13 protein-coding genes are annotated in these 13,809 nt (G+C 65.5%); 2 read left to right on the top strand and 11 right to left on the bottom strand.

Translation table 11 applies throughout. The annotated features are described in order from the left end of the window. Genes LQG66_RS01915 through LQG66_RS01905 form a run of 3 tightly spaced genes read right to left on the bottom strand, consistent with a single transcriptional unit; the run spans window position 1 to window position 3,232 of the window. Window positions 1-1,230, bottom strand: coding sequence for an LLM class flavin-dependent oxidoreductase (locus LQG66_RS01915; protein WP_231322822.1), 1,230 nt, complete (start codon window positions 1,228-1,230; stop codon window positions 1-3). Next, on the bottom strand, window positions 1,227-1,604 hold the full coding sequence (locus LQG66_RS01910) for a 4Fe-4S dicluster domain-containing protein (RefSeq protein ID WP_231322820.1): 378 nt from the start codon (window positions 1,602-1,604) through the stop codon (window positions 1,227-1,229). Before LQG66_RS01910 ends, LQG66_RS01915 begins: the two co-directional genes overlap by 4 nt. Continuing rightward, window positions 1,601-3,232, bottom strand: coding sequence for an FAD-dependent oxidoreductase (locus LQG66_RS01905; protein WP_425601282.1), 1,632 nt, complete (start codon window positions 3,230-3,232; stop codon window positions 1,601-1,603). The genes LQG66_RS01910 and LQG66_RS01905 overlap by 4 nt, the downstream gene beginning before the upstream one ends. A 401-nt stretch (window positions 3,233-3,633) precedes the next feature. Here LQG66_RS01905 and LQG66_RS01900 point away from each other — a divergent pair, with 401 nt between their 5' ends. Continuing rightward, on the top strand, window positions 3,634-5,058 hold the full coding sequence (locus tag LQG66_RS01900; RefSeq protein ID WP_231322819.1) for an FAD/NAD(P)-binding protein: 1,425 nt from the start codon (window positions 3,634-3,636) through the stop codon (window positions 5,056-5,058). Here LQG66_RS01900 and LQG66_RS01895 read toward each other — a convergent pair. The 7 genes from LQG66_RS01895 to LQG66_RS01865 all read right to left on the bottom strand — a co-directional run bounded on the left by LQG66_RS01895 (window position 5,040) and on the right by LQG66_RS01865 (window position 11,029). After that, window positions 5,040-5,816: a MetQ/NlpA family ABC transporter substrate-binding protein gene (locus LQG66_RS01895; protein ID WP_231322817.1), complete on the bottom strand. Its 777-nt coding sequence runs from the start codon at window positions 5,814-5,816 to the stop codon at window positions 5,040-5,042. The genes LQG66_RS01900 and LQG66_RS01895 overlap by 19 nt on opposite strands. A 238-nt stretch (window positions 5,817-6,054) precedes the next feature. Next, window positions 6,055-6,837 (bottom strand): class II aldolase/adducin family protein, encoded by a 783-nt coding sequence (locus LQG66_RS01890; protein WP_231322814.1) that lies wholly within the window; start codon window positions 6,835-6,837, stop codon window positions 6,055-6,057. 67 nt (window positions 6,838-6,904) lie between these two features. Further along, the gene (locus tag LQG66_RS01885; RefSeq protein ID WP_231322812.1) at window positions 6,905-7,570 is read right to left on the bottom strand and encodes a methionine ABC transporter permease; all 666 of its coding nucleotides are present in this window, start codon (window positions 7,568-7,570) and stop codon (window positions 6,905-6,907) included. Continuing rightward, window positions 7,560-8,684, bottom strand: a complete 1,125-nt coding sequence (locus LQG66_RS01880; protein ID WP_231322810.1) for a methionine ABC transporter ATP-binding protein — start codon at window positions 8,682-8,684, stop codon at window positions 7,560-7,562. The genes LQG66_RS01885 and LQG66_RS01880 overlap by 11 nt, the downstream gene beginning before the upstream one ends. Before the next feature lie 155 nt (window positions 8,685-8,839). Then, window positions 8,840-9,685 carry a CmcJ/NvfI family oxidoreductase gene (locus LQG66_RS01875; protein WP_231322807.1) on the bottom strand — a complete coding sequence of 282 codons (846 nt, stop codon included), beginning with the start codon at window positions 9,683-9,685 and terminating at the stop codon, window positions 8,840-8,842. 172 nt (window positions 9,686-9,857) lie between these two features. After that, on the bottom strand, window positions 9,858-10,796 hold the full coding sequence (locus LQG66_RS01870) for a TauD/TfdA dioxygenase family protein (RefSeq protein WP_231322804.1): 939 nt from the start codon (window positions 10,794-10,796) through the stop codon (window positions 9,858-9,860). A gap of 32 nt (window positions 10,797-10,828) precedes the next feature. Then, window positions 10,829-11,029, bottom strand: coding sequence for a hypothetical protein (locus tag LQG66_RS01865; RefSeq protein ID WP_231322801.1), 201 nt, complete (start codon window positions 11,027-11,029; stop codon window positions 10,829-10,831). 1,306 nt (window positions 11,030-12,335) lie between these two features. Between LQG66_RS01865 and LQG66_RS01860 the strand changes: the two genes are divergently transcribed. Next, window positions 12,336-12,641: a hypothetical protein gene (locus tag LQG66_RS01860; protein ID WP_231322799.1), complete on the top strand. Its 306-nt coding sequence runs from the start codon at window positions 12,336-12,338 to the stop codon at window positions 12,639-12,641. A gap of 28 nt (window positions 12,642-12,669) precedes the next feature. Here LQG66_RS01860 and LQG66_RS01855 read toward each other — a convergent pair whose 3' ends face one another. Next, window positions 12,670-13,497, bottom strand: a complete 828-nt coding sequence (locus tag LQG66_RS01855; protein WP_231322797.1) for an HlyD family secretion protein — start codon at window positions 13,495-13,497, stop codon at window positions 12,670-12,672. Window positions 13,498-13,809 lie beyond the last annotated feature (312 nt).

Below are 13,809 nucleotides of genomic sequence, written 5' to 3'. Positions count from 1 at the left end.
CTATTCGACGGCCTGCGCCGCGGCACGATGAGCGGCCGCCTCGACCACGGGCGTGCGCAAGCCGGCCTGCTCCATCAGCGGCAGCACGCGGCGGCCGAAGAAGTCGAGATCCGGCTTGAAATCGTAGAACGACAGCTGCAGGCCGTCGACGCCGGCCTGTTTGAGCTGGACGAACTGTTCGACCACCTGCTCCGGCGTGCCGATCACCTCGATGTTGCCGCCGATCGCGCGGCGCTTGGGTGCGTCGACGCCGACGCGCCCGCGCCAGGCATGGGCGTCGCTGTCGAGCCGATGAAAGTCGCCGATCGGATCGGCGTGGGCGACGATGGCGTCGTGATAAGCCCAGGTCTCGCGCTCGGTCTCGCGGCAGATTACCATGGGATTGAGCAGCGTCCGCACCTCGCGGCCGAGATCACGTGCTGCCTGCTTGACTCTCGCCGTGTGCGCCGGCAGCGCCGGGATCGCGCTCGCGAAGCTCGATCCGGCAGGGCTGGTGATGAAGACGATGTCGGAATAGCGCGCCGCGAAGGCGATGCCGGCGTCCGATCCGGTGGCGTTGACCAGAACCGGCCGGCCGTAGCGCGGCTTCGGCGTGACGAAAGCGTCGTTGAGCTTCCAGGACGACTGGCCGGCGAACGAATAGTTCTCGGTCTCGCGCCACAGCCGCTGCAGCACTTCGAGAAACTCCGCGGCGAGCTCGTAGCGGCGATCGTGATCGATCCGGCTCCAACCGAACGCCTCGTGCTCGGCCGCGCGATGACCGGTCACGACGTTGATGCCCCAGCGCCCGTTGGAAATGTGGTCGAGCGTCGCGCCATATTTGGCGAGATGCAGCGGATGCCAGGGACCGTAGAGCACGTGGATGGTCGAGACCAGGATGATGCGCCAGGTCAGGCTCGTCAGCGCCGCCGTGGTCATGAAGGAGTCGAGCGCCTCGCCGGTGAAGACGCCGCCATAGCCGCCCTTGGGCAGCCATTGCGACAGCGCGAACACCAGATCGAAGCCGAGATTCTCCGCCGTCAGCACCAGGTCGCGGTTGTAGTCGAAATGCCAGGACGTCGTCCGCGGCAAGGTCGATGCGCTCCAGCCGCCGGCCTGGATCGGCAGGAACAGACCGAGCAGCAGCGGCTGCGTCAGTGCCTGCGACAGCGGACTCTCCGGCCAGTCGGCCGGTCCGCGAAACCCGTCGAGACCAACCAGGGCTCCCGGCCGGTGCGTGATGATGGTCATGCTATCCTCTCGTCATCAGCGTCGGCTGCACGCGCGGCGGCCTCGCCGGCTCGGCGGAACACCGTCTCCATCAGCCATTGCTCGTTGGGAAAATGCCCGGCCCATTCGTCCCAGCCGGAATGCCTGCGATATTGGCCAAGCGTTCCCGAGGCCACGGCCTCATCCGGCGTGATCGCGACGCGCCGATCGCAATCGGGCGCGACATAGATCGCATCCGCGCGGCAATGGAGCTCGCACAGGAAGCAGGTCTGGCAATCCTCGACCCGCGCCAGCCGCGGCGGCCCCGATGGTGCGCGTTCGAGCACGTTGGTCGGGCAGACCTCGACACAGGCGCCGCACTCGGTGCAGCGATCGGCAACAATGAGCTCGATCATGATGTGGCTTCCAGCGTGCGCGAAGCGGCCGGCGCACGCTGCCCCTCCGGGGTCACGACGATGCGGTCCAGGCCGCTGCTGAGCAGCCTCATTGCGAATTGCGGATCGAGTTGAGGGTGATCGACCCTGCGATGCAGCCCCCTGCTCTCGGTACGCTGGCGCGCGGTGGCGACCGACCAGCGCGCGGAGGCCACCAGCGCCGCCGTCTCACGCGATCGCAGGACATCGCCGGCCGCGTGGCCGGCGATCTCGCGCCAAAGACCATCGAGCGCGCGCTGCGAGGCGGCCAGACCAGCCTCCTTGCGGAAAAGCACCTTCTCGAACGGGTGCATCTCGGCGCGCACACCGGCCCGGATCGTGTCGAGGTCGACCGCTCTCGTTCTCACCTTCGGCCGCAGTCCAGCTTGTCCAAGCGGCGTCAATGCGGCGGCGGACGAGCCGACATATCGCGCCAGCCGCGCAGCCGCCTGCCCGGCCCGGACGCCCGACGACAGCGCCCACGCCGCATTGACGTTGCCGCCGCCGGAGATCGCACCGGCGACCTTCTCGCGCGAGGCATTGTCGCCAGCAACGAACAGGCCGGGCACCGATGTGCAGCCGTCGACATCGTCGACCCTGATGCCGCCGAGACCACGGATCGTGCCGTCATTGTGCAGCGTGACCTCGAAGCGATCGCGATAGGGATCGATGCCCCAGCGATCGAACACCAGCGGCACATTCGGCGAGATCGTGTGCAGCCGGGCCTTGATGTCATCGGGCAGCCGATGCAGCGAGCAGAACACCGGGCCCGCGAGCAGCGCCTTGGCCAGTGCAATCGTCTGCTGCGGGCCGAACGGCAGGTCGAGCTCGCGACCGTCGGCGTCGTAGTAGGTCGCGAACGCATAGGCCATGCTGCGCGTCATGGTCGAATGCGCCGGCGCGATCGTATAGGCCGCCGTGAATTCCATGCCGGACAGCTCGGCTCCGGCTTCCGCTGCCAGGAGATAGCCGTCTCCCGTGTTCGTGCGCGATCCCAACAGATACGACAGGAAGCTGGTGCCGCCGGCGGCCAGAACGGTCGCAGCTGCGGCGATCTGATAGAGACGATTTCCCTCCTGACGGCGCAGACCACGGGCACCGCCGATCGATCCGTCGCCGCGCGCGAGCAGCTCCAGCACCGGTGAATGATCGAGAATCGTGACGCTGTGGGCGCCCGCGAAGGCGCGCAGCGCCCGCATGTATTCCGGACCGCGCACGGCGCGGTAGTTCGTGCGCCCCTCGTCGTCGGTGCCGAAAGCGTAGTGTCCGGCCAGCGTCGGCAGCGAGCGCCAGGTCTCCTCGATGATGGCGTGCATCCAGGCGGCCTCGCCGAGACCGAGACCAGCGGCAACGCGTTGACTGACGGCTTGCTCGCGCGCATGTGGCGGCACCCACCAGTGGCCAGGACCGGCCGCCGCGGTGACGCCGCTGGTGCCGCAATAGCCCTTGTCGGCCAGGATGACGCGCGCACCGGCGCGGGCGGCTGAGACAGCGGCCCAGGCACCGGCCATGCCTCCGCCGATCACGAGCACGTCGGCCGTGAGCGACAACGGATCTGGCACCGATACCCTCACCACGACACCTGAGATGCCACCAGCAGGCAACTGCATGCCGTTAAATCTGGCGCATTGACGCAGGCAATCATGATTCCAACTCCGAGCTCATGCGCAAACGACGCACGTCAGCAGTCATGGTTGTCCAGTGCAGCGCCGCTGGCAATTTCAGAGTTGCGCGATTTTCGACGGCTCTGTTCTCGCCGCGATCAGTTGTCGGAGAAAATTTCGGTTGAGGGGAGCGGCCCCGCTGACGCACTCGCCGCGCCTATAATAATTCTATCGCCGTATGGCTCATGACGACACACTCGCGACGACAATTTGATTTTTCTTGGAACAAGGTCGATCGGAACAGGCTCAGAATTAGAATATTTGTCTTTCCGGCGGCGCCAGTCGTTTTGCGTGCTACATTTCGAAAGACGCGCATCGTCCGCGCTCGAGAGAAAAGGCATCTTTGCATGAGCCGTTTTCCAGAACGACACATGATCATTGTCGGCGGTGGAGCATCCGGTGTGCTTCTGGCCTATCAGCTCCTGCAGCATCCGGACTCGGACGTCCGCGTCACCCTGATCGAAAAGCGCTCGGAGGTCGGCCGAGGACTTGCCTATCACACGGGCAATGCGGATCACCTTCTCAACGTGCGTGCCGCCAACATGAGCGCGCTGCCTGACGATCCCGACCATTTTTGGCGCTGGCTGTCGACGCAGGCGCACGCCCAGCCGCTTTGCCCTGATCCCTTCTGTTTCGTGCCACGCCGCATCTATGGCGACTACATCGCGAGCCTCATCGCACCATTTCTTGCCGAGGAGGAGGGCGCACGTCGCCTCACCATCATACGGAGCGAATGTGTCGCGGTCAGCGAAGGGCGTGGCGGCGTCACCGTCAGTCTCGCCGATGGAACGCGTCAGCTCGGCGACACAGCCGTCCTCGCGACCGGCCACGATGCGGCGATTCCCCGCTCGGCCTGGCATGCCGACCCCTGGATCTCTCCGTCCGTTCCCGGCTTCGGCAAGGACGCCACTGTGCTGATCTTGGGCACCGGCCTGACGATGGCAGACTACGTGCTGTCGCTGCTGCGCGAAGGCCACCGCGGCCCGATCGTCGCGATCTCGCGCCGTGGGCTCATGGCGAAAGCGCATCGGCGCATCAGTCCCTGCAAGATCAGCGAAGATGAGGTTCCGTTCGGCGCAAACGGGAGCACCCTGCTGCGCTGGTTCCGCCAGCGCATTGCCGCCCATGTCGCCGAGGGCGGCGACTGGCGCGGCGTCATCGACGCCATCAGGCCGTTCAGCCATCGGCTGTGGCACGAGCTGTCGCAGGCGTCCAAGCGCAGCTTCCTGGAGCATGCGCGGGCCTGGTGGGACGTCCATCGGCACCGGATGGCGCCCGAGGTCGAAGAGCGCATCGCCCGGGCGATCTCCGATGGACAACTCCGCGTCGCGGCGGCGAAGCTGGTCAAGATCGACGGCGGCACGAACGGCGCCCAGGCGCACTATCGACGCCGCGGCCGGAGCGAGATCGAGACGCTCGAGGTCGGCGCCGTGATCGACTGCACGGGGATCGTGAGGGATCCCCGCGCCACCGCCAATCCCGCGGTGCGCAGCCTGTTCGACCAGGGGCTGGCGCGCTGCGATCCGCTGCGGATCGGCATCGAGGTCGCCGCCGATTGCACCGTCGTCGGCGCGGATGGCTCGCCATCCCAGCGCCTGTTCGCGATCGGCCCGCTGACCCGCGCCGCCTTCTGGGAGATCATCGCGATCCCCGATATCCGAAGCCAGTGCGCCGCGCTCGCCGACAGACTGCTGCAGGCCCGTCCGATCGCGGTGCCGCCGCGCGATGCTCCGGCACTCGCGGCCGCCCCCGATCACCAGGTCGCGATGTAGGTGCCCTTGAAGCGGGTCTCCAGGAACGCCTTGACCGGCTCGGACTGATAGGCCTCGATCAGCTGCTTGACCCAGGACTTGTCCTTGTCTTCCTCGCGCACCGCGAGGATGTTGACCCACGGCCCTTCTGCGTTCTCGCGCGCGATCGCGTCCTTGGCGGGATTGAGCCCGGCCTGAACCGCATAATTGTTGTTGATCGAGACCAGGTCGACGTCGGCGAGCGCGCGCGGCAGCTGGGCCGCATCGAGCTCGACGAATTTCAGCTTCTTGGGATTGTCGCTGATGTCGGCCACCGTCGCGGCGACGTTGCCCGCATCCTTCAGCTTGATGACGCCGTGCAGCGCCAGGATCATCAGGCCGCGCGCACCGTTCGACGGATCATTGGCGATCGCGACGCGCGCGCCGTCCGGAAGCTCGGCCAGTGACTTGTACTTCTGCGAATAGACGCCCTGCGGCGAGGCGATGGTGGTCGCGACCTTGACGATCTTCCAGCCGGTCTTGGAGATCTGGTTCTTCAGGTAAGGCTCGTGCTGGAACGAATTCGCCTCGAGATCCCCGAGCGCCAGCGCCTGGTTCGGAATCACGTAGTCGGTGAATTCGACGACCTTGATATCGAGCCCGCGTTCGGCGCCGACCTTCTTCACGACATCGATGATCTCGGCATGCGGCCCGGCGGTGACACCGACGCGAATGGTTTCGCCCCGTGCGGGAATGACCAGGGACAGGAGGGCGGCGACGGCGGCAAGTGAACTACGCATTCAATTCTCCACTGAAACAATCGGGGTTCGCTGCTCACTAGCGCCGGTCCCGCCCGGCATCAATTGCTTCCCGAACAAAGCAACAAGGACACTTTCAATCCGGACTATCGCGCTCAGATGTTCTTTCCTCTCCAGGTTTCGTGACCTGTTTGTTCTCGTATCCCGGATGAGCGCAAGCGATATCCGGGGGAGACCGTCCCGCATGTCGCTAACGCTCATGCAGGCTACGGGACCTCCTTCAGTTGAAGAGATCCGGCTCCTGCGCCGTGATCCAATCCCACAGCGGCTGGAAACTGAAATAGCCGCCCTTGTGGGTGCCGACCTGGCCCGCCGTCAGCTTGGCGATCTCATGCGGGATCGGCTTGGTGGGGCCGGCAGCCTCGGCCAGCAACTGGGTGCGCGCGGCATTGTCCATCGCGATATACCACCACGCCGCCGCCTCGATGGTCGGGCCGACCGTCAGCAGCCCATGGTTCTGCAGGATGGCGGCCTTCTTCGTACCAAGCGCCTGCGCGATCTTCTTGCCCTCGTCGGCATCGAGCACCACGCCGGTGAACGGATCGAACAGCACGTGATCCCCGTAGAAGGCGCAGGAATCCTGCGTCAGCGGATCGAGTAGCCGGCCGAGCGCCGACCACGCCTTGCCATAGGTCGAATGGGTATGCGCGGCGGCGATCACATGCGGATGCGCCGCATGGATCGCCGAGTGAATCACGAAGCCGGCCTGATTGATCGGCTTGTCGCCGATCAGGATGTTGCCGTCGTGATCGACGAGCTGCAGATCGGAGACCTTGATCTGGCTGAAATGCATGGACAGCGGATTGATCCAGAACCGGTCCGGGAATTCGGGATCGCGCACCGTGACGTGGCCGGCCAGTCCCTGATCGAAACCGTAGCGGGCGAACAGGCGGAAGGTCGCCGCAAGGCGCTGCTTGCGATGCAGCCGCTCTTCCTCGAAGGTGGCCGCGGGCTGCCGTTCGACGAGCGCAAATTTCCTGGGTCGTTCGACGATCGTGTTCATGGTCGTTCACCTCCCGCCTCGAGCGCCCGCATTCACCGCGACACGCTCACACGCCAAGATCCTGTCCTCAACGCTGCCGCAGCCGCCGATTGAGCCGGCGGGCAAGATGATCGCCCACGGTCTGCACCGTCTGCACCAGTGCGATCAGGACGACGACCACCGCGAGCATCATCTCGGGCATGAAACGTTGATAGCCGTAGCGGATGCCAAGATCGCCGAGCCCGCCGCCGCCGACCGCGCCCACCATCGCGGAATAGCCGAGCAGGCTGACCACGGCGAGCGTCAGTGCCAGCACGAGGCCCGGCAGCGCTTCCGGAATCAACACCTTGAACACGATCTGCAGCGGCGTCGCGCCGAACGAGGACGCGGTTTCGATCAGGCCGCCGTCGACCTCGCGAATGGCCGCCTCGACCAGCCGCGCGATGAAGGGCGTCGCCGCGACCGTCAGCGGCACGATCGCCGCGCCAGAGCCGATCGACGTACCGGCGACAAGGCGGGTGAACGGGATGATGGCGACGACGAGGATGATGAAGGGCGTCGACCGCGTCGCGTTGACGACCACGCCGAGGGCCGCGTTGATCGCGGGTGCTGCGAACAATTCCCCCTTGCGGCTGGTGGCCAGGAAAATGCCGAGCGGCAGCCCGAGCGAGGTCGCGACCAGTGCGGCCGTCGACACCATGAACAGGCTCTCGCCGGTGGCCTGGATGATCAGATTGATGAGCTCAGGAGACATAGCCGAGACGCTCCGATGAGACATGATGCTGAGCGAGATACGCCACGGTTTGCCGCGCCGCCGCCTCGCCGCCCGGAATTCCCAGGATCAGTGAACCGACATGCTGGCCGCCGATCTCGTCAATCCGCGCCGACAGCAGCGCGACATCGATCGACAGCTCGCGCGCCAGCCGCGCCACCAGCGTATCGCCTGCATCGGTACCGCGCAGCTGGACGCGAATGACCGCCTGTCCGACCGACAGCGGCGCCGGCACGAGGCGGCTTGCCAGTGAGACGGGCACGGCGTCGCCGAGCGCTTCCGACAAGAACGCCTGCGTGGTGGGATGCCTCGGATGGGTGAAGATGTCGGCGACATGGCCGCGCTCGACGACACGTCCGTCATCGATCACGACGACCTCCTTGGCGAGCTGGCGGACCACGGACATTTCATGGGTGATGAGGATGATGGTGACGCCGAGCTCGCGATTGATGTTGGCGAGCAGGTCGAGAATGGCGCGCGTGGTCTGCGGATCCAGCGCCGACGTTGCTTCGTCCGACAGCAGCACGTTCGGCCGCGTCGCCAGTGCGCGCGCGATGCCGATGCGCTGCTTCTGACCGCCGGACAGCTCCGACGGATAGCGATCGTGCTTGTCGGCGATGTCGACCAAATCCAGGAGCTCGGACACCCGTGCCCGGATGTCGGCCTTCGACCAGCCGGCGATCTCCAGCGGCAGCGCGATGTTGTCGGCCGCCGTGCGCGACGACAGCAGGTTGAAATGCTGGAAGATCATGCCGATCGAGCGTTGCGCAAGCCGCAGCGGCTGACCGCGCAAGGCCGAGATATCGCGGCCATCGACGATGACGCGTCCCGCCGTCGGCTTCTCGAGCCCATTGATCAGCCTGACGAGACTCGACTTGCCGGCACCGGAACGGCCGATCACGCCGGTGATCGAGCCGCGCGCGATCGCGAAGTCGATATCCTTGAGCGCTTCGACATCGGGCTTGTCGCGATAGGCGGGATAGACCTTCGACAGTCCCTCGAAGCGGACCATCGGCTCGGCGACGCGACCAGCGGGCACGACCGGCTCCGTGGGCCGGATCGGCTCGGCGATGCCGACGTATGGGTGGGCATTCATCGAATAGCTCTCTTTGACGTGCTGCAGCGCACTCGAATTTGCGCCACCATCGCCCGTGTGATCGGCCCGGAGGCAATTTCAGAAAATGCTCTCCGGTTGGACGATGCTTCTCGAACGACCATCATCCGGAAAACGTCTTCCTCCTCCTCATTGATTCATGCCCGGTGAAACACCAGCGCCCGCAATTCGATGCTCTCGCGCGGCGGCGCATCGGGTGGCGTCGTCGGATCGACGAACGCGGTGTGCGGCGCGAACCGCGTGCGGCCGTCGGTCGCCGAATCGTAGCACTTCAGCAGCAGCGCCTCATCGACCGTCATCTCTGGAAAATAGAACCAGCGATGACGCGGATTGTACGTCACCGAATAGGTCTCGCCGTTGCGATTGGGATAGATCAGGTCGGACGCGACCAGATCGCCGGGCGCCACGGTGGTGGCATCGCACATCGCGAGCGGCGTGTCGCGCAACGGGCCGATGATCGGCCGCCACAGATTGATCACCTGCACCCGCCCGCGCAGCAGGTCGTCCGCCTCGGCGCCGAGGTGCTCGCGGACACGGTTGGCGCCCGATGTCGCCGTCTGGTCCACATGCACGCGCGTCGCCGGCTGCCGTGGCCCGCCGTCGCGGATGTCGGCGGCGCCGGCCACGCGCTTGCGGACGGTGTGATCGAAGATCACGACGCGGTCCGCGCGCAAGGTGGCACGAATGAACGCCTCGGCCGCCGGATAGTAGACGCCGCGGATCTCCTTCTCGTTGGTGAAGTCGCGCACGAATGTCGGATGGCGCACCAGCGCAAAGCCCTCGCGATCCAGAGCAAACGACTCCGCGATCGGACGGCCGCTGAACACCGGCACCTGGCGCGGCTCCGGCAGCGCGGTCGACTTCGGCTCCCCCGGTGGCGGATCGAAGGCGTAGGTGCGCGGCTTGGCTAGTGTCGGCGCCAGATAGTTCAGCTCGGCCAGCACGAACGGCAGCGACTCGATCTTTCTCTCGACCAGGCTCATGGATCTCTCCGGGACGATTTCATGCGATTGCATGCATGTTGGCGCGCGCGGTCGGCAGCGGCAAGCTGACCGCGAAAATAGCAATGTTCCTGCTCCCGGCGGTCCTGCAGATAGCATTGCTTGCCGTGCAGGACCGCGCCGCCGACCGATTTGTCCTTCCTGCCGATTCGCCCTACTCCGCGGCCTCGCTGAGCGCGAGGCGCGCCCGCGGGACCTCGCCGGTCACGACCGACACGCGCTCGCCCCAACGCTCTTCGGGATAGTAGTCCCAGACCGCATGGTGCTGGCTCGCCCAATTGTCCCACACCAGCAGCGAATTCGGCTGCCAGTGCACGCGCGCCTGCAGTGCGAGCTGCCCCTCGACATGACGAAACAGGAGCTGCAGCAGCGCGTCGCTTTCCCGCCGCGTCAGCTGCACGATGTGCGAGGTGAAGGACGCATTGACGTAGAGGAACTTGCGACCGGTGCGCGGATGGGTGACGACCACCGGATGCTCCGACTGCGGATAGGTCTTGCCCGGATCGGGCTTGGCGCCGTAGCCGGCGGTCCACGCCAGTGATCCGTCATGGATCGCCGTCAGGCCATCGAGCAGTTGCTTGATCGGGTCCGACAGGAATTCATAGGCGAGGTACATGTTGGCGAAGGCCGTGTCGCCGCCGAGCGGCGGCGTCCTGGTCACGCGCAGCAGCGAAACCGCGATCGGGCTCGGATCGCACGAGACATCCGGATGCCAGCCATCACCCGCGGTGAAGCGCGACGTCTTGTCGGTCTTCCAGGACAGGAACTCCGGATCGAACGATCCCTCGTGGCGGAAGCGGGTCGCCGCCAGCTCGTGCCGGTGCAGCGACTTGCCGAAACGGCGCGCGAAGCGCTTGTGGTCGTCCTTGGAGATGTCCTGATCACGAAACACGATCGCGAGATTCTCGTCGAGCGCGCGACGGATCTCTACGAACTGCGCGTCCGAGACCTCCTTGGTCAGATCGACACCCCCGACCTCCGCGCCCACCGTCGGGCTGAGCTGCCGCACCTCGATCGTTGCGTAAGGCTCACGCCTGCCGCTGTTCCAGGCCTCGATGGCGAGCTTGTCGTTGAAGTCTTTGTAGAAGCTCATGGTGAGACGTCCTCGTCTGGCTGTTATTGAATTCAGAGCGACCGGCGCCGCGGCATTCCGCGGGAGTTCAACAGCGCGCGGGCGGCGCGTTCGGCCTCGCGCGCGGATGCGAAGAAGCGCCCTTCGAGGCTGTCGAAGGCGCGCTCGGATGAAAAGAAGCTGAAGCCGTGCTCATCGCCCGTGACGATGCCGGCGGTGCGATTGTAGACTTCGATGACGTAGGCGGTGGACATGGATGCTCATTCGCCGCTGGCGTCGCGGCGCTCCTGCCTGATCTGCTGATGGTGGGGGACGATCGACTTCGCGGACGGCGGTCAGCAACAGGCCCCGGTCGCCGCCGAGAAGCAGCGTCCTGCGCGGCGCTTGCGCACCAGGCGGCATGCTGCAGCTTTCGTTCTCATCTGGCGACCCGTGATTGAGCGATGACGCTCGGCAATATCCGCGCACGGCCCGCTCCGGTCAATGAAATCGCCGTTCAAAGATCGGCGCGTCGCGCGCCTTTTGTTCCATGCGGCGACGACGCCGACAAATAAGTCGTTTCGCTCGCCTCGCACCGGGGATTGCGACCGATTTGCAGGCATGGTCCGACCTGAACGGCACGCAACAGGAAGGGTCGTTCTCGAGACCGCTTCTCGCGCGGCGCGCGCCTGCGACCTCCCAAGGAGTCAAGCAGCAAGCAACAACAGTGATGAGTGACGACAGGCACAGCGACCAAATGGCTTCGCGATCTCGCGGCACGTTGCGCCCGAGCTTTGCATCAGTTGATCCTCTTCTGATGAAGAAGAGGCGCAGGGAAGGCCGGGAGCCTGCCGCCCCCATGGCCCCCGTGCAGTGAAAAAGCACGGGGTAGGAACCACAGGTTCGGCTGGGACATCCCGGCCTTCCCTGCGCGATGGTTTGCCAGCTTATACGTGCTCTCCCCGGGGACCGGCTTGATTGCCCCCGTCGTCAGCGGTTCATCATCACCGCTGACTTGGCGCCAGCATCGGGGCGCCAGGACCACACGATTTCGCCGTCGCATCGCTCCGCTCGTCCGCCTGATCGGTGAGACCAAGCTACGAAACAACGCGCCCATCGCATCTCCGGCTCGACGTTCGTGACGATCGCGAAACGCCCCTCTTCTCGAGCCGGGACGCGCGAGAAAGTGCCGGTGATTTGCCCGACGGTGCAAGCGCTAAGTTCGCGACAAACCGGCACGACGGGCAGTTTGCGCATGCGCGGCATGCACGGATGGCCCGTCGGGCAAGACTGACTCGGCGCGGCTCGGGCCACGAGAGTCACAGCTGCAACGGTCATCGCCCGCGGGTGATGACCGCATGGCCAAATCAACTCACGCTGCGACAGCGGCCGGCCGGCGCCGACGAGATACGCGGTCCACAAATCGACGCCACCGACACGACACCCGCATCCGAAGACTTCGTATCGTCTTGTATTTTGTCGGATTCCCGACACCAACTTTTCTTGACCGTCACGCCGCGCGCTCCTAGTTTCCGTCTCCGTTTGAAGCGACAATCAACAAACTCATCACGGGCGGAAACGATGGTTCGAGAATTCGAGTACAAGGGGGAAGTGTTTCGGGTGACGGCGCATGGCATCCCGGGCCATGAGGAGATCTTCATCGTCCACATCGATGACGGCGTCGAAGGCGGCGAGATCTCGATCGACCGGATGACCGAGGAGAACGACACCAGCGCACCGCTCGAAGCCATCATCGTCATGCTGTGCGACAAGCTGATTCCGGAAGCCGGCATCGCCTGCCGCGACCCAAACGGCCCGTTCGCCTGGCGCGAGGGCAAGGTCGTCTACCAGGTTCACGACGGCGTGCAGGAACTCAACCGCGGCTGATCGAAGGCGCCGAGCAGGACCGCCATGGTCAGATGCGCCGCTGCACCGTCGTGGGTCGGAGATCCGGCTCGCAGCTGCAGGTTCTCTGCGCCCTCTCCTGCAGCACCTGTGAGACCATTCGCTCCGTCCCGGTCAGGCCGGTCAGAATCGTCGCACCGACGGCCATGCCCGATCGCAATTCGGGAGGCATGGCAGCCTTCAGCAGGCTGATCTTCAGCGCGATCCGGTCTTCGCCGTATCGCGAGCCGGATGCCGCACCGATCAGCTCGGCATCCGCGACGTGTCCATAGAGTCGGACGGAGGGCAGGCCCGGCACGTCGATCGTGACCGCCTGTCCGATGGCGACATAGGTGATCTCGGACACCGCGAGACCGGCGATGACCTGGGCCTCGCCCGGCGTGACCACCGCCATCAACGGCCGATCCGCCGTCACCGATTCCCCGACATGAAGACCGCTTGCGGCAACGACGCCGGTGACGGGAGCGATGATGTCGTTCAGCACGGCCGTCGCGGCGCTCTCGTCCCGGTGCTCGATCCGCGCGAGAACCTGCCCCGCAACGATCTCCTGATTGTCGATCACGAGCAGATCCCTGACGAGGCCGGACACCGCAGACGTGATCGGGACTTCGTTCATCCTGACATAGGCGTCATCGGTGTAAACGAGATATTGGCCGACGGTCACATATTCGAACGTCCACGACAGCACGATGGCCGTTCCGATCATCAGGCTGAGCCCGACGAGCGGCCATAGCGCACGTCCCGCGCACGCCCTGGGCGTGGCGCGCCGGCCCGCCGGGTGAGACTCCTCCTGCACAATGACCGGCCCGGATCCGCCCGGCGCTTGCTGTCCGTCCACCGCTCGCTCCTCACCACCACCGGCATCAGGCCGCGCTGCCGCCCCGACAGCGTCCTCGTGTCATGAGGGTCGCGCCCGTCGGATGCTCGTGGTGCGGATGTGGCTGCTCGCAGGCCGATTGATAATGGCGGCTGGACCGAATTGGGTCTTCAAGTTTCCGAAACAATGCCCCGCGTCGACGTGCGGAACCTGCCGCGAGCGACGTTGGGAGAGCGGGCGCGGCGTCTGCACGTGTCGATGTCCGCATTGGACCGTGAGGATCGCCTGATCCGGCAATCGCCTGGAGAGATCAGGACGTCCCACAGCGAATGG

This window comes from Bradyrhizobium ontarionense (assembly GCF_021088345.1).
Classification (GTDB): Bacteria; Pseudomonadota; Alphaproteobacteria; order Rhizobiales; family Xanthobacteraceae; genus Bradyrhizobium; species Bradyrhizobium ontarionense.
Note: the sequence above shows the minus strand (reverse complement) of the source record. Positions and strands in the feature narration are given on the sequence as shown.

What these genes read in the sequence shown, in the direction of transcription:
- LQG66_RS01890 (WP_231322814.1), bottom strand. Translation starts at nt 6,837, where the DNA reads ATGAACACGATCGTCGAACGACCCAGGAAATTTGCGCTCGTCGAACGG.
- LQG66_RS01875 (WP_231322807.1), bottom strand. Translation starts at nt 9,685, where the DNA reads ATGAGCCTGGTCGAGAGAAAGATCGAGTCGCTGCCGTTCGTGCTGGCC.
- LQG66_RS01915 (WP_231322822.1), bottom strand. Translation starts at nt 1,230, where the DNA reads ATGACCATCATCACGCACCGGCCGGGAGCCCTGGTTGGTCTCGACGGG.
- LQG66_RS01880 (WP_231322810.1), bottom strand. Translation starts at nt 8,684, where the DNA reads ATGAATGCCCACCCATACGTCGGCATCGCCGAGCCGATCCGGCCCACG.
- LQG66_RS01870 (WP_231322804.1), bottom strand. Translation starts at nt 10,796, where the DNA reads ATGAGCTTCTACAAAGACTTCAACGACAAGCTCGCCATCGAGGCCTGG.
- LQG66_RS01910 (WP_231322820.1), bottom strand. Translation starts at nt 1,604, where the DNA reads ATGATCGAGCTCATTGTTGCCGATCGCTGCACCGAGTGCGGCGCCTGT.
- LQG66_RS01905 (WP_425601282.1), bottom strand. Translation starts at nt 3,232, where the DNA reads ATGCAGTTGCCTGCTGGTGGCATCTCAGGTGTCGTGGTGAGGGTATCG.
- LQG66_RS01895 (WP_231322817.1), bottom strand. Translation starts at nt 5,816, where the DNA reads ATGCGTAGTTCACTTGCCGCCGTCGCCGCCCTCCTGTCCCTGGTCATT.
- LQG66_RS01900 (WP_231322819.1), top strand. Translation starts at nt 3,634, where the DNA reads ATGAGCCGTTTTCCAGAACGACACATGATCATTGTCGGCGGTGGAGCA.
- LQG66_RS01860 (WP_231322799.1), top strand. Translation starts at nt 12,336, where the DNA reads ATGGTTCGAGAATTCGAGTACAAGGGGGAAGTGTTTCGGGTGACGGCG.
- LQG66_RS01885 (WP_231322812.1), bottom strand. Translation starts at nt 7,570, where the DNA reads ATGTCTCCTGAGCTCATCAATCTGATCATCCAGGCCACCGGCGAGAGC.
- LQG66_RS01865 (WP_231322801.1), bottom strand. Translation starts at nt 11,029, where the DNA reads ATGTCCACCGCCTACGTCATCGAAGTCTACAATCGCACCGCCGGCATC.